At 68.2% G+C, this 24,236-nt stretch carries 22 protein-coding genes; 9 read left to right on the forward strand and 13 right to left on the reverse strand.

What is annotated here, in order from left to right; translation table 11 throughout:
- Positions 1 to 190: 190 nt before the first annotated feature.
- Positions 191 to 1,204: a LacI family DNA-binding transcriptional regulator gene (locus SOM10_RS05680; protein ID WP_320488869.1), complete on the reverse strand. Its 1,014-nt coding sequence runs from the start codon at positions 1,202 to 1,204 to the stop codon at positions 191 to 193.
- A 57-nt stretch (positions 1,205 to 1,261) separates the two neighbouring features.
- On the opposite strand from SOM10_RS05680, the gene SOM10_RS05685 reads away from it, so the two are divergent.
- Complete coding sequence (locus tag SOM10_RS05685) at positions 1,262 to 2,107, forward strand: NAD(P)-dependent oxidoreductase (protein WP_320488870.1); 846 nt, start codon at positions 1,262 to 1,264, stop codon at positions 2,105 to 2,107.
- Positions 2,108 to 2,134: 27 nt separating this feature from the next.
- Here the strand turns inward: SOM10_RS05685 and SOM10_RS05690 are convergent, their stop codons facing one another.
- Positions 2,135 to 3,157 carry a LacI family DNA-binding transcriptional regulator gene (locus tag SOM10_RS05690; protein ID WP_053097877.1) on the reverse strand — a complete coding sequence of 341 codons (1,023 nt, stop codon included), beginning with the start codon at positions 3,155 to 3,157 and terminating at the stop codon, positions 2,135 to 2,137.
- Positions 3,158 to 3,349: 192 nt separating this feature from the next.
- On the opposite strand from SOM10_RS05690, the gene SOM10_RS05695 reads away from it, so the two are divergent.
- From SOM10_RS05695 to SOM10_RS05710, 4 genes are all read left to right on the forward strand, one after another.
- On the forward strand, positions 3,350 to 4,648 hold the full coding sequence (locus SOM10_RS05695) for an ABC transporter substrate-binding protein (RefSeq protein WP_072591962.1): 1,299 nt from the start codon (positions 3,350 to 3,352) through the stop codon (positions 4,646 to 4,648).
- 70 nt (positions 4,649 to 4,718) lie between these two features.
- Complete coding sequence (locus tag SOM10_RS05700) at positions 4,719 to 5,624, forward strand: carbohydrate ABC transporter permease (RefSeq protein WP_053097880.1); 906 nt, start codon at positions 4,719 to 4,721, stop codon at positions 5,622 to 5,624.
- Between the two features lie 5 nt (positions 5,625 to 5,629).
- The gene (locus SOM10_RS05705) at positions 5,630 to 6,520 is read left to right on the forward strand and encodes a carbohydrate ABC transporter permease (protein ID WP_320488873.1); all 891 of its coding nucleotides are present in this window, start codon (positions 5,630 to 5,632) and stop codon (positions 6,518 to 6,520) included.
- Entirely contained in the window at positions 6,517 to 8,385 is a 1,869-nt protein-coding gene (locus SOM10_RS05710) for a glycoside hydrolase family 127 protein (protein ID WP_414683568.1), read from the forward strand. The genes SOM10_RS05705 and SOM10_RS05710 overlap by 4 nt, the downstream gene beginning before the upstream one ends.
- 1 nt (position 8,386) lies before the next feature.
- Here SOM10_RS05710 and SOM10_RS05715 read toward each other — a convergent pair whose 3' ends face one another.
- From SOM10_RS05715 to SOM10_RS05765, 11 genes are all read right to left on the reverse strand, one after another.
- Positions 8,387 to 8,671 (reverse strand): WXG100 family type VII secretion target, encoded by a 285-nt coding sequence (locus tag SOM10_RS05715; RefSeq protein WP_320488875.1) that lies wholly within the window; start codon positions 8,669 to 8,671, stop codon positions 8,387 to 8,389.
- Positions 8,671 to 9,171, reverse strand: a complete 501-nt coding sequence (locus tag SOM10_RS05720) for a hypothetical protein (RefSeq protein WP_320488876.1) — start codon at positions 9,169 to 9,171, stop codon at positions 8,671 to 8,673. Before SOM10_RS05720 ends, SOM10_RS05715 begins: the two co-directional genes overlap by 1 nt.
- The gene (locus SOM10_RS05725; RefSeq protein WP_320488878.1) at positions 9,168 to 10,481 is read right to left on the reverse strand and encodes a putative T7SS-secreted protein; all 1,314 of its coding nucleotides are present in this window, start codon (positions 10,479 to 10,481) and stop codon (positions 9,168 to 9,170) included. Before SOM10_RS05725 ends, SOM10_RS05720 begins: the two co-directional genes overlap by 4 nt.
- Entirely contained in the window at positions 10,481 to 10,771 is a 291-nt protein-coding gene (locus SOM10_RS05730; RefSeq protein WP_053097891.1) for a type VII secretion target, read from the reverse strand. The genes SOM10_RS05725 and SOM10_RS05730 overlap by 1 nt, the downstream gene beginning before the upstream one ends.
- A gap of 166 nt (positions 10,772 to 10,937) precedes the next feature.
- A complete protein-coding gene (locus tag SOM10_RS05735; RefSeq protein ID WP_072591968.1) occupies positions 10,938 to 11,975 on the reverse strand; it encodes an ABC transporter permease in 1,038 nt (345 codons plus the stop codon).
- Positions 11,972 to 13,039: an ABC transporter permease gene (locus SOM10_RS05740; RefSeq protein ID WP_053097897.1), complete on the reverse strand. Its 1,068-nt coding sequence runs from the start codon at positions 13,037 to 13,039 to the stop codon at positions 11,972 to 11,974. The genes SOM10_RS05735 and SOM10_RS05740 overlap by 4 nt, the downstream gene beginning before the upstream one ends.
- Positions 13,036 to 14,643 carry a sugar ABC transporter ATP-binding protein gene (locus tag SOM10_RS05745; RefSeq protein ID WP_320488881.1) on the reverse strand — a complete coding sequence of 536 codons (1,608 nt, stop codon included), beginning with the start codon at positions 14,641 to 14,643 and terminating at the stop codon, positions 13,036 to 13,038. The genes SOM10_RS05740 and SOM10_RS05745 overlap by 4 nt, the downstream gene beginning before the upstream one ends.
- Before the next feature lie 86 nt (positions 14,644 to 14,729).
- A complete protein-coding gene (locus tag SOM10_RS05750; RefSeq protein ID WP_295102126.1) occupies positions 14,730 to 15,734 on the reverse strand; it encodes a substrate-binding domain-containing protein in 1,005 nt (334 codons plus the stop codon).
- A 180-nt stretch (positions 15,735 to 15,914) separates the two neighbouring features.
- Entirely contained in the window at positions 15,915 to 17,462 is a 1,548-nt protein-coding gene (locus SOM10_RS05755) for a sugar ABC transporter ATP-binding protein (protein WP_320488884.1), read from the reverse strand.
- Positions 17,459 to 18,478: a LacI family DNA-binding transcriptional regulator gene (locus tag SOM10_RS05760; protein WP_320488886.1), complete on the reverse strand. Its 1,020-nt coding sequence runs from the start codon at positions 18,476 to 18,478 to the stop codon at positions 17,459 to 17,461. The genes SOM10_RS05755 and SOM10_RS05760 overlap by 4 nt, the downstream gene beginning before the upstream one ends.
- 83 nt (positions 18,479 to 18,561) lie before the next feature.
- Complete coding sequence (locus SOM10_RS05765; RefSeq protein WP_187250674.1) at positions 18,562 to 19,821, reverse strand: D-arabinono-1,4-lactone oxidase; 1,260 nt, start codon at positions 19,819 to 19,821, stop codon at positions 18,562 to 18,564.
- Between the two features lie 79 nt (positions 19,822 to 19,900).
- On the opposite strand from SOM10_RS05765, the gene SOM10_RS05770 reads away from it, so the two are divergent.
- From SOM10_RS05770 to SOM10_RS05785, 4 genes are all read left to right on the forward strand, one after another.
- On the forward strand, positions 19,901 to 20,947 hold the full coding sequence (locus SOM10_RS05770; RefSeq protein ID WP_320488888.1) for a LacI family DNA-binding transcriptional regulator: 1,047 nt from the start codon (positions 19,901 to 19,903) through the stop codon (positions 20,945 to 20,947).
- Positions 20,948 to 21,040: 93 nt separating this feature from the next.
- Positions 21,041 to 22,378, forward strand: a complete 1,338-nt coding sequence (locus SOM10_RS05775) for an extracellular solute-binding protein (protein WP_053099262.1) — start codon at positions 21,041 to 21,043, stop codon at positions 22,376 to 22,378.
- The gene (locus SOM10_RS05780) at positions 22,375 to 23,325 is read left to right on the forward strand and encodes a carbohydrate ABC transporter permease (protein WP_053097910.1); all 951 of its coding nucleotides are present in this window, start codon (positions 22,375 to 22,377) and stop codon (positions 23,323 to 23,325) included. Before SOM10_RS05775 ends, SOM10_RS05780 begins: the two co-directional genes overlap by 4 nt.
- Positions 23,325 to 24,230, forward strand: a complete 906-nt coding sequence (locus SOM10_RS05785) for a carbohydrate ABC transporter permease (RefSeq protein WP_053097912.1) — start codon at positions 23,325 to 23,327, stop codon at positions 24,228 to 24,230. Before SOM10_RS05780 ends, SOM10_RS05785 begins: the two co-directional genes overlap by 1 nt.
- Positions 24,231 to 24,236 lie beyond the last annotated feature (6 nt).

Here is a 24,236-nt window from a genome sequence, read left to right on the forward strand (position 1 = left end):
GGTCGGCGGACCGTCAAGACACCGGCGACCGCTCGGCGCCGCGGTGTTCGGGGCCACTTTCGCATCTCCCGTCTCGTGCGGGGCCACTTTCGCATCGGATACGGCGTATTCACGTGCAGAACTGACCCCGCACCGCGCCGCACATGCAGAACTGACCCCGCACCGCGCCGGCACACACCCTGGCGCCGTTTCAGCGCGGCGGCGCCACCGAATCGCGGGTCACGAGCACGGGTGCCACCGGCGCGAGGTCGGATGCCGCCGCTCCGGCACTGCCCGCCAGCACCGCCGCCACCGCACGACGCGCCAATTCCGAGAAGTCCTGCCGCACGGTCGTCAGCTTCGGCCAGTAGTAGGCGGCATCCGGAGTGTCGTCGAACCCGACGACACTGATGTCTGCGGGCACCGAGAGCCCGACTTCCTGCAGACCGCCGAGCAGACCGAGGGCCATCTGGTCGTTCGCCGCGAATACCGCCGTCACACCCGAGTCGCGCACGGCGCGAGCCGCTGCATAGCCCGAGCCGGCGGTCCAGTCGCCCTCGATGACCGGTCCGGCGGCGAGTCCTCGTGCGGCGAGCTCGACCTGGAACCCCTCAGCGCGGGACTCGGCCTCGAGCCAGTCGGCGGGGCCGGCGAGGTGCGCGATGCGTGTGTGCCCGGCGTCGGCGAGTGCCGCGACGGCGAGTCGAGCCCCGGCCTCCTGATCGACCGAGAGGCCGCGCGCGCCGCGATCGGCTGCGTGCAGGGTGACGACGGGCACGCCGATGCGCACCGAGTCGAGCGCGTCGAGGGTGTGGGCGTGAGGCGCGACGACGACGATGCCCTCGACTCCCTGCATAACGAGGTGGTCGACCGCGGCGACCACGGCATCCGTGTCCCCCGCATCTGCGAAGGCCGCACTCAGCCAGTAGCCGACCTCGCGGGCCGACGCCTCGAGCGCTGCGATGCTGCGCGACGGGCCATAGTGCAGTGCGTCGGTGGCGAGCACCCCGAGGGTGCGGGAGCGTCGGGTGCCCAGCGCTCTGGCCGCGTTGTTCATGCGGTAGCCGAGTTCCGCCATGGCGGCGATGACGCGTTCTCGAGTCTCGGTAGCGACCTCGGGGTGGTCGTTCAGCACACGCGACACCGTCTGCCGAGACACCCCTGCGCGCACGGCGACGTCGCGCACGCCGATGGTGCGGGGCGGCTGGCTGCTGGTGTCACTCACGCCGACGAGTGTATGCCGAGCGGCCCCGGCGCCTCGTCTTCGTGCCACTCTGGTGACATGCGCATCGCACTCACCGGATCATCGGGCAAGCTCGGCAGCGTCGTCGCGCGGGAGCTCCGCGTTCACGGACACGAGGTCATCGGCATGGACGTCTCGGGCACCCGCGGCCCTGACTTCGTGCAGGTCGACCTCACGGACTACGGCCAGGTCGTGGATGCTTTCACGGCCGTCGGCGACCGGCACGACGGCATCGACGCCGTGGTGCATCTCGGCGCGATCCCGGCGCCCGGCATCCGCAGCGACGTCGCCACCTTCCACAACAACATGCCCGCCACGTTCAACGTCTTCTGGGCGGCGGTGCGCCTCGGCATCCGCCGTGTCGTCTACGCCTCGAGCGAGACCGTGCTGGGCCTGCCATTCGACGTGCCGCCGCCCTACGTGCCGGTCGACGAGGACTACCCCGCCCGCCCCGAGTCGGTCTACTCACTCGTGAAGACCCTCGAGGAGCAGCTCGCGAGGGAGCTCGTGCGCTGGCATCCCGACCTGTCGATCACCGCACTGCGGTTCTCGAACGTGATGAACCCCGAGGACTACGCCGAGTTCCCCGATTTCGACGCCGATGCGCTGCGCCGCAAGTGGAACCTCTGGGGATACATCGACGCCCGCGACGGCGCTCAGGCGGTGGAGCGTGCGCTCGAGGTGGCGGCACCCGGGTTCGACAACTTCATCATCGCGGCGGCCGACACGGTGATGACGCGTCCGAACGCCGAGCTGCTCGCCGAGATCTTCCCCGATGTGCCGGTCGCCCGCGAGTTCGGCCCGAACGAGACGCTGCTGTCGATCGACAAGGCCCGCCGCGTGCTCGGGTTCGACCCGCAGCACTCCTGGCGCGACCACGCCTGAACTAACTCCGGCACGCGCGAGCGCCCCTCAGCGCCGGGCGATGGTCGATCCGCGGATCACGAGCCGCACCGGCAGGTGGTGCGCGCCTTCGCCGATGTCGATGCCGTCGATCGCATCGAACACCCGCAGCGCCGCCTGACGACCGAGCTGCTGCAGGTTCGCGTCGATGCTGGTGAGCTCGGGCCGGGCGTTGGTCGCGAGCACTTCCCAGTTGTCGTAGCCGATCACCGCGAGGTCGTCCGGCACGGTGCGGCCGAGATCGCGGGCCGAGTCGAGCACACCGCGAGCGATCTGGTCGGATCCGCAGAACACGGCGTCGATGTCCGGATGCCGCTGCAGCAGCATCGCCGCGGCATCCCGACCCCAGTGCTCGGTCCACTCCGAGAACATCGGCTCGCCCACGAGTTCGAGCCCCGCCTCGCCGAGTGCCGCTCTGGCGCCGGCGAGGCGGTCTTGGGCTGCGGCATAGGTCGGGTCGCCCGAGATGTGCGCGATGCGCCGACGTCCGCAGGCCAACAGGTGCTCGATCGCGAGACGCCCGCCCGCGTAGTTGTCGGGAGTCAATGAGAGGTCGCGCGGGTCATCCGAGGGGGCGTACGCGTAGACCACGGGCACGGGGATCTCCTGCCCGAGCGAGGGGCGCGGATCCGTCTGACGGCCGACGACGATGATGCCGTCGACCCTGCGGCTCAGCAGCTCCTTCAGGTGGTGCTGCTCACGGATCGCGTCACCTCGCGCATCGCACAGGAAGACGTTGATGCGACCTGCGCCGAACGCATCCTCCGCGCCCATGAGGATCGGCAGCATGAAGCGGCCCTCGAGGTCGCTGGTGAGAAGGCCGACCGTGCCGGTGCGCCCGGCGAGGAGTCCTCGCGCCATGGCATTGGGGGTGAAGGACAGCTCCTCGGCGATCGCGCGCACCTTGGCGCGGGTGGCGACCGATACGTCGCCCCGATCGTTCAGCGCCTTGGATGCGGTCGAGATCGAGACTCCGGCGCGCGCGGCGACGTCACTGAGGGTCGCAGCTCGTGCTCCAGTCGTATCCGTCATCCCACTCCTTCGTGCTGAAAGGTTATCGGAACGAGGGTTGACGCGCCCTCCGAAACCACGCTATACCTTTTCGAAAGGGTTTTCGTAACTTTCGAAGAACCTGATCTCCACCCTCATCTCCACTCCCGGCGCTGCACTGCCGAAGCGCCACACCGCACCCGCTCGAGGACGAGCCCAGAGGAGCCCCCGCCCATGAACACCATTCGCACCCACGCCGCACGTCGGGCAGCAGCCGCCGTCATCGCGGCCGGCCTGCTCGTCGGCGGACTCGCCGCCTGCGCCCCCGCCGGCGATGACGCCGCCTCCGACGAGCCCATCCCCGCCGAAGGCACCGACGACGGCACGACCCTGACGCTGTGGACCCGCGCGCCGATCGAGCGCCAGGCCAAGCTGCTCGTCGACGCCTACAACGACAGCCACGAGAACCAGGTCGAGCTGACAGTCGTGCCCAACGACGACTACGTCGCGAAAGTCGGCGCCGCCGCAGGGTCGAGCGGCCTGCCCGACCTCTTCGCCGCCGACATCGTCTACGTGCCGAACTGGGCGCAGCAGGGCCTGTTCCAGGACATGTCCGAGCAGATCGACGCCCTCGACTTCAAGGACGAGATCAACCCCGGGCACCTGTCGGCCGGCACCGTCGACGGCGCCGAGTACGTGCTGCCGTTCGCCCTCGACCTCTCGATGCTGTTCTGGAACAAGGAGCTCTTCGCCGAGGCCGGCCTCGACCCCGAGAAGGCGCCCGCCACGCTCGAGGAGTTCGCCGAAGCGGCCATGGCCGTGCAGGCGCTGAACAAGCCGGACACCTACGGCACCGCGACCGGCCTCAACTGCGGTGGATGCCTGGTCTTCACCTGGTTCCCCTCCATCTGGGCATCGGGCGACGAGGTCATGAGCGACGACGGCACCGAGTCCCTGCTCGACGGCGACTCGGCTCAGGCCGTCTACGACACGTGGGCAGGCCTCGAAGAGGCGGGTGCGGTTCTCCCGAGCTCGACCGATGAGGCCGGCCCCACCTGGACCGCCGCGTTCAGCGAGGGCAAGGTCGGCGTGATGCCGTTCCCCGCGACGCTGCTCCCCTCGCTCGAGTTCGACGCGGGAGTCGCCGGCATCCCCGGTGTCGACGGCGGCGCCTCGACGTTCGTCGGCGGCGACGGCATCGGCATCTCGAAGGACTCGAAGAAGGCCGCGCAGGCCTGGAACTTCCTCAACTGGATGATGTCCGAGGACGCCCAGGTCGAGGTGCTCGCGAAAGACGGCAACGCCGTCTCCCGCGGAGACCTGGCCGACAACGAGTATGCGGCCGCCGATCCCCGACTGGTGACGATCAACGAGGTCGCCGCCCAGGGCGACACCCCGGTGGCCCTGAACTTCCAGCAGGCGTTCAACGCCCCGGGCAGCCCGTGGCTCACCCTGGTGCGCAACGCCGTGCTCAACGGCGACGACTCGGTGCCCGCCGACAACGAGGAGATCACGGCGATCCTGTCGCAGTGACCACGCGGGGGCGGCGCACCGCGTCGCCCCCGCATCCCCCCTCGTCAGCCCCCCATCGAAAGAGAACGTGATGACCCAGGCCACACTCCCGCTGCATCGCCGCAGACGGCGCACCGCCTTCGGCGGCCCGGTGCAGGGCTGGCTGTACGCGGCCCCCACGGCGATCTTCGTCGCCCTGCTGTTCATCGTGCCGCTGGTGCTGGTGCTGCAGATGTCAGCCTCGGACTGGCCCCTGCTGAGCGGCAACCAGGGCATCAACTTCCCGGAGAACTATGCCGATGCCGTCACTCACCGCCTCTTCTGGGATTCGATCCGCTTCACTCTGCTCTACACCGTCATCACGACCGTGATCCTGATCGGACTCGGGCTCGGCCTGGCCCTGCTCGTGCAGGAGTCCACCCGCTGGAAGGGGTTCCTGCGCACGGCGTTCCTGATCCCCAGCGCGCTCGGCCTGGCATCCGCGTCACTGCTGTTCTACGTGCTGTACTCCCCTATCGCCGGCCCGTTCGCGAACCTCATGAAGTCGTGGGGCATCACGTTCCTCGGCACGCCGGAGGGCGCACTGTGGTCGACCATCTTCCTGATCGTCTGGCGATACGCGGGCTTCTACATGCTGCTGATGCTGGTGGGCCTGCAGGGAATCCCGGATGACGTCTACGAAGCCGCCCGCATCGACGGCGCGAACCGCTGGCAGACCTTCCGCGACATCACCGTGCCGCTGCTCAAGCCGACCTTCGCGCTCACGACAGTGATGTGCGTGACCGGGTCGCTGCTCGCGTTCGAGCAGTTCTACATCCTCACCAAGGGCGGCCCCGACAACAGCACCATGACCGTCGTGCAGCTCATCTACAACGTCGCCTTCCAGGGGCAGAACAGCCTCGGCATCGCCGGCGCCCTCTCGGTGATCGTGCTGCTCGCACTCATCGTCATCAACGTCTTCCAGCTGCGCGCGTTCCGCCGCACGGATGAGAGCTGAGAATCATGTCCCAGACGCTGACGCGCACGATCGTCGCTCCGAACCATCAGCCGACCCCGCCGCGCTATCGCTCGAAGGCCGCTCGCGTCTTCCTCGGCATCCCGTACTGGGTGTTCACGACCGCGCTGGCCGTGATCTTCCTCTATCCGCTCATCTGGACCGGCGTCTCGTCGGTCAGCCCGATGGCCGGCACCAGCCAGACAGACGGCTGGGGCTTCGGCAACTACGCCGCCCTCGGCGAATACCAGGCCGGCATCTGGGTGTACCTGGGCAACTCGCTCTTCGTCTCGGTGCTCACCGTCGCGCTCACCCTGTTCATCTCGCTGCTGGGCGGATACGCGTTCGCGCGCTTCTCGTTCCCCGGCAAGAACGCACTGTTCCTCCTCACCCTCGCCATCCTGATGGTGCCGTATGCGACCCTGCTCATTCCGCTCTACGTGATCCTCAATGCGGTCGGCCTGCAGAACTCGCTGGTCGGCGTCGCGCTGGTGATCACGATGTTCCAGCTGCCGTTCTCGATGTTCATGATGCGCATCTCGTTCGAGTCGATCCCGCGGGAGATGGACGAGGCGGCGATGGTCGACGGATGCTCGAGCTGGGGCGCCCTGTGGCGGGTGCTGCTGCCCGCCGTCAAGCCCGGGCTCGTGACCGTCGGGCTGTTCGCGTTCCTCACCGCCTGGAACGACTTCATGGCACCGCTGATCCTCATCAACGACACCAACCGCATGACGCTGCCGCTCGCTGTGGCGAACCTCCGCGGACAGGTGCAGGGCGTCGTCGACTACGGCGCGACCGAGGCGGGAGTCGTCGTGCTGGCGCTCCCCTGCATCCTTCTCTTCCTGATCCTGCAACGACACTACGTGCGCGGCTTCATGTCCGGCGCCTTCAAGGGATGACCATGTTCGACACCACTGCACCGGCCGCCCCGGTGGTTCCCACGCACGGGCGTCTGCGCCCGCTCGGCCTCGACGAGGTGCGCATCACCGGGGGGTTCTGGGCCGACCGCCAGGTCGTCAACGGCTCTGCCACTCTCAGCCACATCGAGTCGCGACTCGAGTCCGAGGGATGGCTGCCCAACTTCGACCTCGCCGCCGCCGGCACGTTGCCGGACGGGCGTCGGGGACGCGAGTTCGCCGACTCCGAGATCTACAAGTACCTCGAGGCGCTGGCGTGGGAGATCGGGCGGACGGATGCCGCAGCCGACAGCGACCTCGAGCAGCGATTCCGCCGGGTCGTCGACCGGGTCGCCGCCGCGCAGGAGCCCGACGGGTACCTCAACACGATGTTCGGCCGCGAGGGCCAGGACGAACGCTGGTCTGCGCTGCAGTGGGGGCACGAGCTGTACTGCCTCGGACACCTGTTCCAGGCGGCCGTCGCCCGGGTGCGCACGAGACCGGATGCCGACGACGGTCTGATCGACATCGCCCGCCGCGCCGCCGACCTCATCTGCCGCGAGTTCGGCGTCGACGGCCGGGACGCGATCTGCGGGCATGCCGAGGTCGAGGCGGGGCTTGCCGAGCTCGGCCGAGCGCTCGGCGAGCAGCGTTACATCGATCAGGCCGCGCTGTTCGTCGAGCGGCACGGTCGCGGGTCGCTCGGCGAGATCGAGTGGGGGCGCAGCTACTTCCAGGACGACGTGTCGGTGCGCGACGCCGAGGCTCTTCGCGGGCACTCCGTGCGGGCGAACTACCTGTCCTCCGCCGCGGCCGACGTCGCCGCCGAGCTCTCCGACGACTCGCTGCTCGACGCCCTGCGGTCGCAGTGGGATCGCACGGTCGAACGCCGCACCTATGTGACGGGGGGCCAGGGGTCGCACCATCAGGACGAGGCCTTCGGCGACGACTGGGAGCTGCCGCCGGATCGCGCCTACTCCGAGACCTGCGCCGGCATCGGGTCGATCATGTTCTCGTGGCGGCTGCTGCTCGCGACCGGTGAAGCGCAGTACGCCGACCTGATCGAGCGGACCTTGTTCAACGTCGTCGCAACCTCGCCCGGTGACGACGGGCGCTCGTTCTTCTACGCCAACACCCTGCATCAGCGCACGCCGGGGATCCCGGCGGATCCGGATGCCACGTCGCCGCGCGCCTCGTCATCGCTGCGCGCGCCGTGGTTCGAGGTGTCATGCTGCCCGCCGAATGTGGCGCGCACGTTCGCGAGCCTCGCCGCGTATGTCGCCACGGCCGATGATGACGGCGTGCAGCTGCATCAGTACGCACCGTCGACCGTGCGCACGACACTGCCGGACGGCCGGATCGTCGCGTTCGATGTCTCGACGGGCTACCCGGCGAAGGGCGATGTTCGCGTCACGATCACCGAGGATGCCGAGTTCACACTGACGCTGCGAGTGCCGTCGTGGGCGTCGGGAGCAACGGTGCGTGTGCACAGCGGGAATGAGGTCACGGAGCTGCCTGGACCTCCGGGTGCGGTCGAAGTCGCTCGTGCGTTCCGCGTCGGCGACATCGTCGAACTGAACCTGCCGATCGTGGCGAGGACCACGTCACCGCATCCGATGGTGGATGCCGTGCGAGGCAGCGTCGCGATCGAACGCGGCCCCGAGGTGCTGGCACTCGAGTCGATCGACCTCGGCGGCGACATCGGCGACGCGGTCGCGGCCGGGGAGCCCGTCGAGCGCGACGGTCACGTGGTGCTGCCGGTGCGCCACCGCTCGACCGGCGAGACGGTCGACGCCCCCTTGATCGCTTATCACGACTGGGCGCGGCGCGGTCCGTCGACCATGCGGGTCTGGATTCCGACGGTGTGATTCAGCTCCAGAGGTCGGCGACGTGAGCCTCGGCCTCGCGAGTGCGTGCTTGCGCGCGGGCGGCCGCGGTGGCGGCGCTGGTGAGAGCGGTCTGCATGCCGTCGGCACACTCGTTCCATTCGCGGTGAGCGCGGGAGTAGGCATCTTGGGCGGCCCCGGTCCACAGGTGCCTCAGCCCGGTTGCTTCGGCGTCCAGGTCGTCAAGGAGCGCTCGGATCTGCTGCGCGGTGTCGGCCAGCGTCGCGATCGACTGGGCGAGCGGTTCGTGCTCGACGCGGATGCGCATCAGCCGGCGCCCTCTTCGGATTCAGGTTTCGGCCAGCTCAGGTGCAGATCGCGGAGCTCGTAGGGCTGAGACACGTCGTCGGTGAGGAAGTACGTGTAGAAGACGACGGCCGCCTCGTCGGCGGTGAAGACCTCGTGCGGGTAGACCGTGGTGCTGTGGCGACCGTCGTCGTAGTGGATCACCTCGGTGGGTTCGCCTGCGCGGTCGCCGCCGGGCTTGCCGATCGCGTACTGGTGGGGAGTGCCGTCGGCCTCGATACGGCGCACCTCCAGCGCCAGCGCGTCAGCGGTTCCCGCGCACTGCATGTACTCCTCACTGAACGGGATGTCCTCGAGGAGGTCCGCACCTTCGGGCGCACGCCACAGACTGTAGGACCAGAACGTGGATCCGTTCATGCCCTTCAGTGACGCCCGCAGTTGCTCCGGGTACGGGCGGACGTAGTCGACGAAAGGGCCACGGCTCTCCCCATTGATCTGGTCGATATGCGTAGGTGTACTCATTTCACAGTCTCCAGGACCACTCGGGTGATCTGTATCGTCTTGCCGTTGAGGGTGGCGGTCGCGGGGCGTTCGGGACTGACCGTGCTGTCGAATCCCTTTTGGGCTGCGTCACGGCTGCCGGTGCCGCCCTTGATCTCGATGCCGGTGTAGGTCCCATCGGCATTCTCGTAGAGGCCGTCGTAGTAGCGGTGTTGATCTGACGTCGCGTCGGGCTTGTGACGGTACCCGTCGATGGTCGCACGAACTTTGTCGTGGATGACCTCGACGCTGCGTCTGTCAGCGACTCGATCCAACCCGATCTTCTCGGTATCGGCCCAAGGGCGTTGCCCGTCGCCGTTCCAGTGGCCCTTGATGTCACGGCCCCCGTGTTCGGGGTGGGGTGGCGGGCGCTCCACGATGCGGACCGCATCATCCCCGGTCGCCTCGTTCATCCATCGCGTCCCGGCGTGCCCGGCAGCCGCGACCCCGGCCCCGACGACCCCCGCGCCGACCCACGCCAGGCCGCCACCCGGGGCTGCGCCGACCCCGGCGAGCGCGAGGGCACCTCCGCCGCCGATCATCGTGCCGCCACCGACCACGAGCGCGACTCCGCCGAGGAGTTCGAGGAGGATGTCGGGGTGGTCGATGAGCGCGTTGCCCATCGAGGCGATGAAGTTCAGTTGCTCGATCGTCGGGTTGAGCACCGCCGTCTCGAACATGACCGTGCCGATCGCCCCGACGACTGCCCATTTCGTCGCGCCTTCGGCCTGCTTCGGCGTCTGCAGGGGCGCGGCATCCGCCGCTGCGTGGATGGCGTTGGCAGCGTCGACGGCGTAGCGATCCAGCACACCCCGTGCGTTCGTCAAGACGTCGACCGCCTGTGCGCGCAGGTCCGCGCCGCCGTCGACGAACGGGACGTCGAGTTCGACGTGTCGCAGGTGAAGGTCGCGTTCCAGCTCACGCACCTTCACCTGGTGCTCCTGGCGTGAAGCGATCGTCGCTGCTTCGGCCTGCTCCCACAGGTCGATGGCGCGTGCGGCTTCGTCCTGCGCCCATCGCAGAGCATCGCCATAGGCCGACAGAGCGGCGGCGCCACTCATCAAGTACTCGCCGCACCTCTGCCACGACGACCGCACGTATTCCGCCCGCTCGAGGTACTTCTCATACGGGTACCCCGTCCACGCGGAATCGACCTCGAGGCCCCGCAACCCGTCCCGAAGGGCAGTGGCGGCCTCGGACCGAGACCGCCACGCGGACGCGACCGTATGCGCTGCGGCATACGAGCCCGGTATCAGCGCGACCGGGTCGTTCGTCATCCCCAGCTCGGACATCAGTAGTCGCTCTCGGCCCAGATCATCTGGTCGAGTTCGCTGCTCGACGCTTCATCGCCCCGGTCGAACACCTCGGCCGTCTGCCGCAGGTTCTCCGCCACCATGTCGACGTCCGCGAGACGGCGCCCCAGTGCCGTCGTCCATGCGTCGCCGAATCGCGCCACCGCTGCGGTGATCGAGCGTGCGCCCAGTCCGGACGACTGCGCGACCACCGCCGAGCCGAAGTCGCCCCGCAGACTGGCGGCCTTCGTCGCGAAGGCGCGCAGCTCGTCGGTCTCGACATCCGTCATCGCACGCCCTCGGTCACGAACGACAACGTTACGTCTTCATGTGAGGACGTCACCGACATCCGCAGCTCGAATACCGGTGTTCCGAGATGGGACCTTTAGGGTGCTCAGACATGCGAATGGCCCCACCTCGGTGCGAGATGGGGCCATTCAGGCGATGGAGCGGAAGCTACTCCCGTTTTCGGGTGACCGCCCGCTGCAGCAGCACGAACACGAGCAGGATGCCGCCCGTGATGATCGTCGTCATCTCGGGCGGGATGCCTCCGTCACGCGTGATGAGCACGTTCATCAGACCGAGCACCAGCGCACCGACGACCGAGCCGAGCACGTATCCGTAAGCCCCTGTCAACACGGTGCCGCCGATCACTGCCGCGGCGATCGCGTCGAGCTCCCACCCGATGCCGGTGATGTTCTGAGCGGTGCCGAGTCGTGCGGTGTAGAGCACCGCCGCGAGACCGGCGAGACCGCCGCTGATCACGTAGACGAGCACCTTGGTGCGCTGCACGGGCAGACCCATGAGCAGCGCCGAGCTCTCCGATCCTCCGATCGCGTACACGGTGCGGCCGGTGCGCGTGCGGTGCAGAACGAAGAACGCGGCGGCCACGACGATCACCGCGATGAGCACTGCGGGGGTGATCACGAGATCGTTGACCTTCGGGCCGTCGATGATCTTCAGCTGGGTGCCGATCCAGCGGATCGGCGACTCCTCACCCAGCCGCTCGGGCTTGGTGCTGAGCAGCGAGGCGAGGCCCCGACCGAGGAACATCATCGCCAGTGTCGCGATGAAGGGCTGCACGTCGAAGTACCGGATCAGCACTCCCGAGACGATGCCGAAGAGCACTCCGATGCCGATCATCGCGACGATCACGGCGAAGGCGTTCCAGCCGGCGTTCGAGAGCATCACACCGGCGACCGACGAGACCGCGATGATCGATCCCACCGAGAGGTCGATGCCGCCCGTGAGGATCACGAAGGTCAGCGCGACCGCGAGCACGATGAGGTGCGCATTGTTGATGAGCAGGTTCGACAGCGTGTTGAACTGCAGGATGCGGCCGTAGGCCACCTCGCCGAAGATCACCATGCCGACGAAGATGACCACCGAGGCGATCGTCGGCAGCACCGAGGGGTTCGCCGTGATCATGCGTCGCAGACGGTCGGCGACGCTCTCCGTCGCCTGAGGAGCCGGAGGGGCGGTCATGACGCTCATGCGGACACCTCTTCTTTCGCGATGATCTGTTCGACCGGGCGGGCTCTGCGTCGCGTCCGGAACCAGCTGCGCACGCGCTGCGACTGCAGCAGGCACAGGACGACGATCACGATGGCCTTGAACGCCGGGGTCGCCGACGACGACACGCCGAGATACAGCACGGTCTTGTCGAGCGTCGCGATGAGCAGCGCGCCGACGAAGGCGCCGCTGAGTGAGAACTTGCCGCCAGCCAGCGATGCGCCGCCGATGACGACCGCGAGGATCGCGTCGAGCTCGAGCTGGTAGCCGGTGCGGGAGATGTCGACGGTCATGACGCTGCCGACCGACATGATGCCCGCGATCCCGGCGAGGATGCCGCTCATGATGTAGGCCGTGAGCAGCAGTCCCTTCGGCTTGATACCCGCCATGCGGCTGGCCCGGGGGTTGATGCCGATCGCCTCGATCATGAGGCCCAGCGCACTGCGCCTGACGACCCAGCCGACGGCGATCACGATCAGCACCGCGAGGATGAACACCACGGGGATGCCGATCACGAAGCCGTTCGCGATCCACCGGAACGCATCGTTGGATGCCGTCGTGTTCTGCCCGCCGGTGATCACCTTGGCGATGCCTCGGCCGGCGAGCATGAGCACGAGCGTGGCGATGAAGGGCTGCAGGCCGACATAGGCGACGAGGACGCCGTTGACCGCCCCCAGGATGCCGGTGATGACCAGCGCGAGTCCTACCGCGGCGAGCGCTGCGCCGAAGGAGTCGCCTGCGGCGCTGAGGAACTCCATCGAGACGGCTCCGGCGACGGCCATCAGAGATCCGACCGAGAGGTCGATGCCACCGGTGGCGATCACGAGCGACATCCCGATCGCGATCATCATGATCGGCGCCGCCTGGCGCAGGATGTCGATGAGGTTGCCGACGAGGTTGCCGTTGTTGGGGTTGATCGAGAGCGCGAGGTACGTCGGGTCCTTGATCACGTTCAGGGCGAGCAGCGCGAAGATCGCGACGATGCCCCAGAAGAACGGCTTGTGGATCAGGTCCCGCCAGATGGTGGTGCCGGCTGACGCGGTCATCGCGCTGCCTCCTTGTCGGTCGTGGGGGCGATGCTATCGGGCACGGCGCCGTCGGTGTCGTCGAGCGTCTCGGCAGCGGCCTCGACTCCGTGAGCGGCGATCACATCGACGATCACCTGCGCGGTGACGTCCGGTCCGTTCTGGATCTCGCCGATCTTCCGGTGGTCCTTCAGCACGACGATCCGCTCGGAGAGGCGCACGACCTCTTCGAGCTCGGAAGAGATGAACACCACGGCGACGCCGTCTTCGGCGAGCTCGGCCACCGCCTCCTGGATCTCGGCCTTCGCACCCACGTCGATGCCGCGGGTCGGCTCATCGAGGATCAGCAGCTCGGGCTGCGTGGCGAGCCAGCGGCCGAGCAGCACCTTCTGCTGGTTGCCGCCGGAGAGGTTCTTGATCATCCGGTCGGGGTCGGCCGGACGGACGTTGAACTGCGCGATGTAGCGGTCGACGATCGCATCCTGCTCCTTGCGGCTCATGGGACGCGCCCATCCGCGCTCCGCCTGCACGGCGAGGATGATGTTCTCGCGAACGGTCAGGTCTCCGATGATCCCCTCGTCGCGGCGGTTCTCGGTCGAGAAGGCGATCCGACGAGGCAGCGCATCGGCGGGCGACTTGAGGTCGACCCGGCGTCCATGCAGCTCGATCGCGCCTTCGTCGGTGCGGTCGGCGCCGTAGAGCAGTCGGGCGAGCTCGGTGCGCCCGGAGCCGAGCAGCCCGGCGAAGCCGATGACCTCGCCGGGGCGGATGTCGAGGTCGGTCGCCTCGACCGCTCCGCGGCGTGCGATTCCGGATGCCGCGAGCAGCGGCTTCTCATCGGCCTCGCGCGGCGCGCGGCGGCGGTTGCCTCCGAGCGACTTGAGCGCATCGAGGTCCTTGCCGATCATCTTCGAGATGAGAGCGTGGCGGTCGAGGTCCCGGGTGAGGTACTCCCCCTCATACAGTCCGTTGCGCAGCACCGTCAGGCGGTCGCTGATCGCGTAGACCTGATCGAGGAAGTGCGAGACGAAGAGGATCGCGACCCCCTGGTCTCGCAGTGCCCGGATCACGGTGAAGAGGCCCTCGACCTCGGCGGCGTCGAGGCTGGAGGTCGGCTCGTCGAGGATGAGCACCTTGGCCTTGATCGCCATCGCGCGGCTGATGGCGACGAGCTGCTGCAGCGCGATCGAGAGGGTCGAGAGCGGCCGGCGGGTGTCGAGGTGCCCCAGGCCGAGTCGGGAGAGGGCGTCGGTCGCAGCACGGTGGGTGGCCGTCCAGTTGATGCCGAACACACCTCGCGTCTCATGACCGAGCATCACGTTCTCGCCGATCGAGAGGTTGGGGGCGAGGTTGACCTCCTGGTACACCGTCGAGATCCCGGCATCCTGCGCGTCGCCGGCGCCGCCGAAGCTGCGCTCCTGCCCGGCGACGACGATCGACCCGGAGTCGATCCGGTAGACGCCGGTCAGGGCTTTGATCAGGGTCGACTTGCCCGCGCCGTTCTCGCCCATGAGCGCGTGGACCTCGCCCTGGAACAGCCGGAAATCGACCTTGTCGAGGGCTTTCACGCCAGGGAACTCGATCGAGATCCCACGCATCTCGACGATGGGCAGTGCTTCGTTCATCGGTGTCTCCTCCTCCGGAAGAGCCCGGGCGGTGCGGCTGTGGCGGCACCGCCCGGGCTCACTGGCTGATCGCTCCGGCGGCGGGGTCAGTACTTGCGGTCGGCGAGCACGGCCTGTGCCGCCTCTGCGGAATCGAACGCCTCGCTGGGGACGACGATGTACGAGTCGACGTCTTCACCCGCGAGAGCCTTCTCGACGACCTCGAGGGCCGTCTCGCCGAAGAGCGGGTTGTACTCGTGCACGTAGCTGAGCTGGCCGTCGGCGAGCGCCTGCATGGCGTTCTTCGTGCCGTCGATCGTGGCGATCTTGACGTCCTCGCCCACCACCAGGCCGGCTTCCTCAGCGGCCTGCGCAGCGCCGAGACCCATCTCGTCGTTCTGTGCGAACACGAGCTGGATGTCGTTGTTCGAGGACTTGAGCATCGTCTCGAAGACGCTCTTGCCCTCTTCCGCCGACCAGTTCGCCGTCTGCGCGTCGAGCTTGGTGAGCGACGAGTCGCCGAGGCCCTCGTCGAAGCCGGTGTTGCGCTCGTTCACGACGCCGACGCCGGCCGGGCCCTCGAGCACGACGTAGTTGCCTCCGTCGGGGAACGTCGCCGCAGCCCAGGTGCCGACCTCCTTCGCGACCTCGACGTTGTCGGGAGCGATGCGGGTGACGTACAGGCTGTCGTCGTCGGGCTCGATGCCGCGGTCGAGCAGGATGACGGGGATCTCCGCCTCCTGTGCGCGCTTGAGCGAGTCCTCCCAGCCCGAGGCCTCGGTGGCCGAGAGCAGGATCACATCGACACCCTCGTCGACGAACGACGTGAACGCGTCGATCTGCGACTTCTGGTCGAGGTTGGTGGCGGGTGCGTACTTGAGGTCGTATCCGGCTTCCTCCGTGAAGGTGTCCTGGATGTTCTGCTCGTTGGCCTCGCGCCATGCGCCCTCGGGACCGACGGCCACGAAGCCGACCGTGGTGACGTCGTCGCCGTCGCCACCCCCGTCGCCCGAGTCGCCCGAGTCGCCGGTCGAGCAGGCCGCAAGGCCGATGGTGAGTGCGCCGACTGCTGCCAGGCCGAACGCGATGCGAATGCGCTTCTTCGCGGACATTTCTTCTCCTCGTTGAGATGCCGGTGGTCACTCCGGCGGTGGTGGACCAGTCATGGTCCGATCGTGATTGCAGGACACCTGCATCGCATGTCCTGCGGTGATGTTACCGGGAACAATTTCTGGAACACAAGAGGTCAAACGAAAATCAACGGTCTAGGAAGCGAAAGATCTTGTTACCGATCACAGCTCGACGCTGTGGCTGAGCTCAGCGGCGATCATCTCGACCACGGTGTCGACCGTGACACCGGGACCGTTGCTGAGCTCGCCGATCTTCTCGCGGTCCTTCAGCACGATGATGCGATCGCTCAGCCGCACCACCTCTTCGAGTTCGGACGAGATGAAGACCACGGCCACTCCATCACCGGCGAGCTGGCTGATGCGTCTCTGGACATCGATCTTCGCCGCGATGTCGATCCCCCGAGTGGGCTCGTCGAGGATCAGCACGTGCGGACGCACCGCCAGCGCACGGGCCAGCAGCACCTTCTGCTGGGTTCCCCCCGAGAGCAGGCCGACCGGGCGGTCGAGGTCGGCGGGATCCAGATGCAGGGCCTCGACGTAGGTCTCGACAAGCCCCCGCGACTCCGCGTGCGAGAGCGGACGAGTCCACCCGCGCAACGCCTGCAGCGACAGGATGATGTTCTCGCGCGCCGTGAGCTCTCCGATGATGCCCTGCGTCCCCCGGTTCTCGGCCGACAGCGCGATCCGGTGTCGCAGCGCCGCCGACGGACTCCGCAGCTGCACCCGTTCGCCGTCGACCCAGAGCTCGCCACTGTCGGCCCGCGTCGAACCGCTGAGCAGCGACGCGAGCTCGGTGCGCCCGGAACCCCGCAGCCCCGCGAGGCCCACGATCTCTCCGCGTTGGATCTCGACATCCATCTGCTCGAGCTCACCGCGTCGCCCCACACCGGACGCCTGCATCGCGGGCTCTCCGTCGTACGCGTAGTGGTGGGCCTTGCGCTCAGAGCCGAGCGCTCGGAGGCTGTCGATGTCCTTGCCGAGCATCTTCGAGATCAGGTCGGCCCGGTCGAGGTCTCGCGTCGCATACTCCCCCACGCGCCGCCCGTTGCGCAGCACGGTCATGCGGTCGCTGATCGCGAACGCCTGCTCGAGGAAGTGCGAGACGAACAGGATCGCGACCCCCCGCTGCCGCAGACCGCGGATGACGCGCATCAGGGTCGCGACCTCGGCGACGTCGAGGCTGGAGGTGGGCTCATCGAGGACGAGCACCCTCGGCTCGTCGACGACCGCGCGCGCGAGTGCGACGAGCTGCTTCTGCGCAGGCGTGAGCAGAGAGAGCGGCGTCTTCGGATCGAGGCCGTCGAGCCCGAGTCTGGCGAGCGCCTCCGCGGCATCCGCTCTCGTCCTCCGCCAGTCGATGCCGAACCGTCCTCGGCGCTCCCGCCCGAGCATCACGTTCTCCGCGACACTGAGATTCGGGCTCAGCTGGGTCTCCTGGAACACGGTCGCGATCCCCGCCGCTCGACTGTCGGCGACCCCCGAGAACCGACGGGGCTCGCCGTCGACGAGAACCGTGCCTTCCTCCGGCGCGAGGGTGCCGGTGATCACCGCGACCAGGGTGGACTTGCCAGCGGCGTTCTCGCCCATGACGGCATGCACCTCGCCGGGGAACAGCCGGAAGTCGACGTCGTCGAGCGCGCGCACGCCGGGGAACTCGACCGTGATGCCCGCAAGCCGCACGACCGGCGCGGGACCACGGTCGGAGGTCATCGCACCTCCCGAGGTGCGGCCGACGAGCCGCGGGCGACGAGCTCGGTCGGGATCCGGGTGAGCGTGGGGATGTCCCGCCCTTCGATCGCCGCGCGCAGCATCTCGACCACCGCGACGCCCAGCGCCCCGAAGTCCTGGCGCACCGTTGTGAGCGGCGGGATGAAGTGCCGCGCCAGCGGGATGTCGTCGAAGCCGACCACGCTCAGATCCCGCGGCACCTCGAAGCCCCGGTCGTGCAGACCGTGGATCAGCCCCATCGCCATGTCGTCGTTCGCGGCGAAGATCGCCGTATAGTCGGGCAGCCGCGTGAGCCCCTTCGCGAAGTCGTAGGCGAAGTCGGCCGACCAGTCGCCGACGACGATGGGCCGTTCGCGGATGCCCCACGACTTGGCCCGCGAATGGAAGGCCCGCTCCCGAGCCCTCGCGTCGAGCCAGTCGAGCGGACCCGAGAGGTGCAGGATGTCGCGGTGGCCGAGTGCGACGAGGTGGTCGACCACGGATGTCGTGCCCGCATGCTGGTCGATCGACACGGTGAGGAACGTCGGGTCGGCGTCTGCCTTGACGACCAGCATCGGCACGGTGATGGCGATGCGGCGCAGCGCCGCCACGGACGACGAGCGGGGCGCGATGACGCAGAGCGCATCGACTCCCTGGGTCACGAGATTGTCGACCGCCTCCTGCGGAGACAGCGGGTCGCCCTCGTGCAGAGCGATCGGCGTGACGGAGTATCCGGTGGCACGTGCGGAGAGCTCCACGGCGCGCAGGACGCTGGTCGGACCGTGCGCCACCGCGCTCTCGACGATCACGCCGATCCGGCGGGTGCGCTGCGTGGCGAGAGCCCGCGCGACGAGGTTCGGGCGGTAGTCGAGCTCCTCGATCGCCTCGAGCACGCGGCGTTTCGTGTCGGGCTTGATGTTCGGGTGATCGTTGAGAACACGCGAGACCGTCATGTGCGAGACGCCCGCGATGGTCGCCACCTGACGGATGTTGGGCTTGTCTGAACCGACGTTCGCCATGCACACCTCCGTCGGCCGAGCCTCGGAGAATGTTACCGAGAACAACCCCGGTGGTGCAATGGATCCCGCGGCAGCGGCAGGCGCTAGAGGCCCAGGCGCTCCAGGTACGGGTTCACCAGTCGGCGCTCGGGGTCGAACCGCGCTGCGAGGTCGGCGAAGTCATCCCAGCGCGAGTAGCGAGAGCGCACCTCGGCGGCATCGAGCGTGAACACCTTTCCCCAGTGCGGGCGGGCGGTCTCGGGCAGTGCCGCTTCGAGCGTCGGCAGGAACTCGCGAACGGCCGCCTCGTCGGGCTTCCAGGTGAAGTGGATGCCGACGGCATCCGTACCCTGCGATGAGCTCAGCCAGAGGTAGTCGGGGGCGACCGTGCGGATCTCGTTCACGAGCAGCAGCGGCGCGATCTGGCCGGCGAGCGTGCGGACCGCCTGGATCGCGGCGACCGCATCGGCGCGGGGCACCAGGTACTCGCTCTGGATCTCGGCGCCCGCCGACGGCGTGAACTCGAGCTTGAAGTGCGCGAGACGCTCGAACCACGGCCCCGGCACTCCGAGCTGCTCGGTGCAGGCCACCGGGTCGACGCCGATGATCGGATGCCGCTTCGCTGTCGCAGGCTCCGCTCCGAGTCGGTCGAAGAGATCGGCGCGGGTGTTCTCGCGCGCCTCGGGCTGTCGCTGCTTGACCCAGATCTGGTCGGCGACGTCGGTGTGCTCCCACCGCGAGAAGATGCTGACGCTCGTTCCGATGCTCGTCACCTCGTCGAAGTCGGCGAGGATCGCATCCCACGACGGATGCTCGAACACGTGCTGGGCGACCTCGTAGGCGGGCTCGACATCGAGCGTCACGTCGACGACCGCTCCGAGTGCGCCGAGGCTGACGACCGCGCCGTCGAAGTCGTCGTCTCCGCGAGCGAGCGAGCGGATCTCCCCCGCCGGTGTGATGATCGTCAGCGCGCGCACGGCGGAGGCCAGCGATCCCGTCGCGTCTCCCGAGCCGTGCGTTCCGGTCGCGACGGCTCCCGCGATCGAGATGTGCGGCAGCGAGGCGAGGTTCGCGAGCGCGAGCCCCTCGGCATCGAGCAGCGGGGCGAGGTCCCCGTAGCGCAGCCCGCCCGACACGCGCACGGCGTCACGGGCGTCGGCGACCTCGAACACGACGGGCAGCCGGTCGAGCGCGATGAGCACCCCGTCGGTGTCGGCGATGTCGTTGAAGCAGTGCCGCGACCCGAGGATGCGCACGGCCCCGCCCCGGGCGAGCAGTCCCTGCAGCTCATCGATCGAGCTCGGGTGCTCGATCGCGGATGCACGATAGGTGAGGTTGCCGGCCCAGTTGCGTTCGATGGTCATCGGGCCATAGTAGCCACGGCAGCCTCGCCCGCCATCGGAGAGGCACCGCGCTCGGTATGCGCATGGATAGGCTGACCGGATGACTGCGATGCCGCCGCCGCGCGCGACGATGAAGGACGTCGCCGCACTTGCCGGCGTCTCACCCAAGACGGTCTCGAACGTCGTCACCGGCACGGTCGCCGTTCGCGAGGAGACGAGGCTCAGGGTCGAGTCGGCGATGGTGGAGCTCGACTTCGTGCCCAACCTCAACGCCCGCGGGCTCCGCAAGGGCCGCTCGGGCATCATCGCCGTGGCCCTGCCCGACCTCGCCACCGCGTTCTCGGCCGAGCTGATGCATCGCATCGTCGACGCTGCGCACGATCGGGGCCTGGCGGTGCAGATCGAGGAGACCGCGACTGATCCCGAACGCGAGCGGGAGCTCGTCTCGCGCGCTCGCGCGCACCTGGTCGACGGGCTGATCCTGAACCCGATCCGCCTCGAGGACAGCGTGCTGAAGTACGCCGACCGGCTGCCCCCGCTCGTCGTGCTCGGGGAGGTCGAGCAGAACAGGGCCGACCACGTGCGGATCGACAGTCGCCGCGCCGCCGCTGACGTGACCCGGCATGTGCTGTCTCGCGGGGCGACCCGCATCGCGGTGATCGGCGCCGATGACGACGCGGCGGTCGCGACCGCCACAGGTCGCCTGCGACTCGAGGGCGTGCACGACGCGCTGCGAGAGGTCGACATCCCGCGCGACACCGCTCTCGAGATCAACCCGATGCCGTGGTCGATGACGGGTGGGGCGGATGGCGTCGCCACACTGTTCCGGCGGGGTGTGGCATTCGACGCGATCATCGCCTTCACCGACTCGCTCGCGCTCGGAGCGCTGCACGCGCTGCACGATCACGGCGTGAGCGTGCCGGACGATGTGATCGTGACGGGCTTCGACGATGTCGAGTTCTCGCGGTACACGTCGCCCTCGCTCACGACGATCGCCTTCGATCGTCGCGCGTTCGCCGACGCGGCCCTCACGCTGCTCGAGTCGCGCATGGACGACCGCTCCGCTCCCCCGCGCGCGCTCACCCTCTCGCATCATCTGCTCGAGCGCGACAGCACGCGGGGCACCCCGCGCGGCTACCGCCCCTGACGCGGCACGGAAGCATCGGCTCACTCTTGCGCCGCCGATTACATCGATGTAATGATGTACCCCGACCCCGCCCGCTGTCACGAAGGAGTGACGATGACGCCCCCGCTCGATATGTCCAGACGGCAGTTCCTGACTGCCGCCTCCGTCACGGCCGCCGCGGCACTGCTCGCCGGCTGCGCCCCCGGCACAGTCCCGGGCTCGAACACCACGACCCTCCAGTTCTGGCATCTGCTCTCGGGTGGCGACGGCGTCACCATGTCGCAGCTGCTCGACACCGCGAACGCGGCGCAGAACGCGTACCGCATCCGCCCCACCGTGCTCGCCTGGGGCACCCCGTACTACACGAAGCTCGCGATGGCGGGCGCCGGTGGCCGCGCCCCCGACGTCGCGATCATGCACGCCACCCGAACGGTCGGCTGGGCCCCCGGCGGTCTGCTCGACCCGTGGGATCTCGACCGACTGGCAGACCTCGGCGTCGACGCATCGACGTTCCCGAAGCCCATCTGGGAGAAGGGCTTCGTCGGCGAGAACATGTACAGCGTCGCGCTCGACGCGCATCCGTTCGTCGCGATGTTCAACACCGACATCTGCGATGCCGCCGGAGTGCTCGACAGCGACGGTCGCCTCGCAGAGACGTCGTCTCCCGAGGAGTTCGTCGAGCAGCTGCGCACGATCGGCGGCAAAGCCGACGGCCACGCGCTGTCGTACGGATATCTCGGCGACGGCGCGCAGATGTGGCGCCTCTTCTACACCTTCTACTCGCAGCACGGCGGTGCGATGGAGCTGCCCGCCGGCGGCAAGGCCGTGATCGACAAGGATGCCGCGGTCGAGTCCCTCTCGCTCATGCGCACTCTGCTCGACGGCGAGATCGCCCTCGCCCAGGCCGACTACGGCAGCGCCGTCGCCGAGTTCGCGACCGGCAAGAGCGGCATGCTGTTCACCGGCGTCTGGGAGCTCCGCACCATGCAGAACGCGGAGATCCCGTTCGACGCGACCATGATCCCCACGCTCTACGGCACCCCGGCGGTCTACGCCGACTCGCACTCGTTCGTGCTGCCGCATCAGACCAACGCCGACGAGAAGAAGCGCGACCTGACGTACCAGTTCGTCGCCGACATGCTCAAGGGCTCGTTCGGCTGGGCCGAGGCCGGGCACATCCCCGCCTTCCTGCCGGTCACCGAGTCCCCCGAGTACGCCGATCTCGTCCCCCAGGCCCACTACGCCGAGGCCGCGCAGCACGTCGTGTACGACCCCACCGCGTGGTTCACCGGATCGGGCTCCAACTTCCAGGGCGAGTTCGGCGCCGCGGTGCAGGGCGTCCTGCTGTCGGGCGATGACCCCGCGGCGGCGATCGACCGGTTCGAGGCACGGGTGAACACCCTGCTCCGTCAGCCCAACCCGGCAGACCCCGAGGGGACGTTCGCATCATGACCACGGCAACCGACTCCACGCGCACCATCGTCACCGGCTCCAAGGCCGCCATCCCGATCCGTCGCGCCGGCTCCCGCAACCGCGAGCAGCTCATCAGCTGGGCGTTCCTCGCTCCGTTCCTGCTCGCGTTCGTGCTGTTCCTCGCCTGGCCGATCGTGCACGGCATCATCCTCAGCTTCACCGACCAATCGCTCACGGGCGCCGGCGGCTCCTTCATCGGCTTCGCGAACTACGCCGAGGCGCTGACGGATCCGAAGATGTGGCAGTCGATGGGCAACACGGTGTGGTTCACCCTGCTGTCCACTGTGCCGCTCGTCGTTATCGCCCTGCTGATGGCGGCGCTCGTCGACCGCGGCATCCCGGGTCAGTGGCTGTGGCGACTGTCGTTCTTCATGCCGTATCTGCTCGCCTCGACCGTGATCTCGCAGATCTGGGTGTGGATCTTCAACCCGCAGATCGGTGCCGCGAACAACATCCTCGAGTTCTTCGGTCTCGAGCCGCTCGCCTGGCTCCAGAATCCCGACACCAACATGCTGTCGATCGTGATCGCCACCGTCTGGTGGACGGTCGGATTCAACTTCCTGCTGTACCTCGCGGCGATGCAGAACATCCCGCCGCAGCAGTACGAGGCGGCATCGCTCGATGGCGCGGGGCCGTGGCGCCAGTTCTGGTCGATCACTCTTCCGCAGCTGGGACCGGCGACCGTCCTGATCCTGATCCTGCAGATCCTGGCGTCGCTCAAGCTCTTCGATCAGGCGTACCAGATGCTCGGCGGTGTCGCGAGTGACACGACCCGCTCGATCGTCCAGTACATCTACGAAGCCGGCTTCGTCAGTTACCGATTCGGCTACTCGGCCGCGATCTCCTATGTGTTCTTCGCCCTCATCGTCATCATCGGCGTCGCGCAGGCTCTGATCACGCGCCGCCGGAAGGAGTCGCAGCTGTGATGTCCACCGCCACTCTCACCGAGACCATCACCACGACCAAGCCCGCCCGGGCCCGTCGCCCGCACCTGCCGGGCGAGAAGCCGTTCGGCGTGCTGCGCATCAGCGCACTCGTCGTCCTCATCGTCCTGGCGGTCGGCTGGCTGCTGCCCTTCCTCTGGGCGATCGCGACGGCGTTCAAGACCGAGACGGATGCCGCCAGCGGCGACCCGTCCTGGATCGGCGCCTCGGGCCCGACGATCGAGGCGTTCACCGCGATCCTGTCGCAGGGCAACGTCTACACCTGGGCGTTCAACAGCCTGTGGACGTCGATCGCCGTGACCCTGATCACGCTCACGATCTCGGCATTGGCCGCCTACGCCTTCTCGCGGCTCGACTTCACCGGTCGCAAGTGGCTGTTCGTCGCCATCATCGCCTCGATCGTCGTGCCGCCGCAGGTGCTCATCATCCCGCTGTTCTACGAGATGCTCGCGTTCAACATGATCGACACCTACTGGGGTCTGATCCTGCCGCAGGTCGTGGCGCCGGCCATGGTGTTCATCCTGAAGCGCTTCTTCGACGCGATCCCGATCGAGCTCGAAGACGCCGCCCGGGTCGACGGCGCCAGCCGACTGCGCATCTTCTGGTCGATCGTGCTGCCGCTGTCGCGCCCGATCCTGGCATCCGTCGCGATCTTCGTGTTCATCGGCGCCTGGAACAACTTCCTCTGGCCGTTCCTCGTCATCAACGACACCACGCTGATGACGCTGCCGGTCGGCCTCCAGACGGTGATCAGCGCCTACGGCGTGCAGTACGCCCAGGTGATGGCTCAGGCCGTGCTGGCGGCGCTGCCGTTAATCATCGTGTTCATCATCTTCCAGAAGCAGATCGTCAAGGGCGTCGCGACCAGCGGCTTCGGCGGTCAGTAGTCCCCC

This window comes from Microbacterium sp. CFBP9023 (assembly GCF_034045055.1).
Lineage (GTDB): Bacteria > Actinomycetota > Actinomycetes > Actinomycetales > Microbacteriaceae > Microbacterium.

Excerpts from the sequence above, each read along its gene's own strand:
- SOM10_RS05685 (WP_320488870.1), top strand. The coding sequence starts at position 1,262 with ATGCGCATCGCACTCACCGGATCATCGGGCAAGCTCGGCAGCGTCGTC.
- SOM10_RS05690 (WP_053097877.1), bottom strand. The coding sequence starts at position 3,157 with ATGACGGATACGACTGGAGCACGAGCTGCGACCCTCAGTGACGTCGCC.
- SOM10_RS05695 (WP_072591962.1), top strand. The coding sequence starts at position 3,350 with ATGAACACCATTCGCACCCACGCCGCACGTCGGGCAGCAGCCGCCGTC.
- SOM10_RS05700 (WP_053097880.1), top strand. The coding sequence starts at position 4,719 with ATGACCCAGGCCACACTCCCGCTGCATCGCCGCAGACGGCGCACCGCC.
- SOM10_RS05705 (WP_320488873.1), top strand. The coding sequence starts at position 5,630 with ATGTCCCAGACGCTGACGCGCACGATCGTCGCTCCGAACCATCAGCCG.
- SOM10_RS05710 (WP_414683568.1), top strand. The coding sequence starts at position 6,517 with ATGACCATGTTCGACACCACTGCACCGGCCGCCCCGGTGGTTCCCACG.
- SOM10_RS05715 (WP_320488875.1), bottom strand. The coding sequence starts at position 8,671 with ATGCGCATCCGCGTCGAGCACGAACCGCTCGCCCAGTCGATCGCGACG.
- SOM10_RS05720 (WP_320488876.1), bottom strand. The coding sequence starts at position 9,171 with ATGAGTACACCTACGCATATCGACCAGATCAATGGGGAGAGCCGTGGC.
- SOM10_RS05725 (WP_320488878.1), bottom strand. The coding sequence starts at position 10,481 with ATGTCCGAGCTGGGGATGACGAACGACCCGGTCGCGCTGATACCGGGC.
- SOM10_RS05730 (WP_053097891.1), bottom strand. The coding sequence starts at position 10,771 with ATGACGGATGTCGAGACCGACGAGCTGCGCGCCTTCGCGACGAAGGCC.
- SOM10_RS05735 (WP_072591968.1), bottom strand. The coding sequence starts at position 11,975 with ATGAGCGTCATGACCGCCCCTCCGGCTCCTCAGGCGACGGAGAGCGTC.
- SOM10_RS05740 (WP_053097897.1), bottom strand. The coding sequence starts at position 13,039 with ATGACCGCGTCAGCCGGCACCACCATCTGGCGGGACCTGATCCACAAG.
- SOM10_RS05745 (WP_320488881.1), bottom strand. The coding sequence starts at position 14,643 with ATGAACGAAGCACTGCCCATCGTCGAGATGCGTGGGATCTCGATCGAG.
- SOM10_RS05750 (WP_295102126.1), bottom strand. The coding sequence starts at position 15,734 with ATGTCCGCGAAGAAGCGCATTCGCATCGCGTTCGGCCTGGCAGCAGTC.
- SOM10_RS05755 (WP_320488884.1), bottom strand. The coding sequence starts at position 17,462 with ATGACCTCCGACCGTGGTCCCGCGCCGGTCGTGCGGCTTGCGGGCATC.
- SOM10_RS05760 (WP_320488886.1), bottom strand. The coding sequence starts at position 18,478 with ATGGCGAACGTCGGTTCAGACAAGCCCAACATCCGTCAGGTGGCGACC.
- SOM10_RS05765 (WP_187250674.1), bottom strand. The coding sequence starts at position 19,821 with ATGACCATCGAACGCAACTGGGCCGGCAACCTCACCTATCGTGCATCC.
- SOM10_RS05770 (WP_320488888.1), top strand. The coding sequence starts at position 19,901 with ATGACTGCGATGCCGCCGCCGCGCGCGACGATGAAGGACGTCGCCGCA.
- SOM10_RS05775 (WP_053099262.1), top strand. The coding sequence starts at position 21,041 with ATGACGCCCCCGCTCGATATGTCCAGACGGCAGTTCCTGACTGCCGCC.
- SOM10_RS05780 (WP_053097910.1), top strand. The coding sequence starts at position 22,375 with ATGACCACGGCAACCGACTCCACGCGCACCATCGTCACCGGCTCCAAG.
- SOM10_RS05785 (WP_053097912.1), top strand. The coding sequence starts at position 23,325 with ATGTCCACCGCCACTCTCACCGAGACCATCACCACGACCAAGCCCGCC.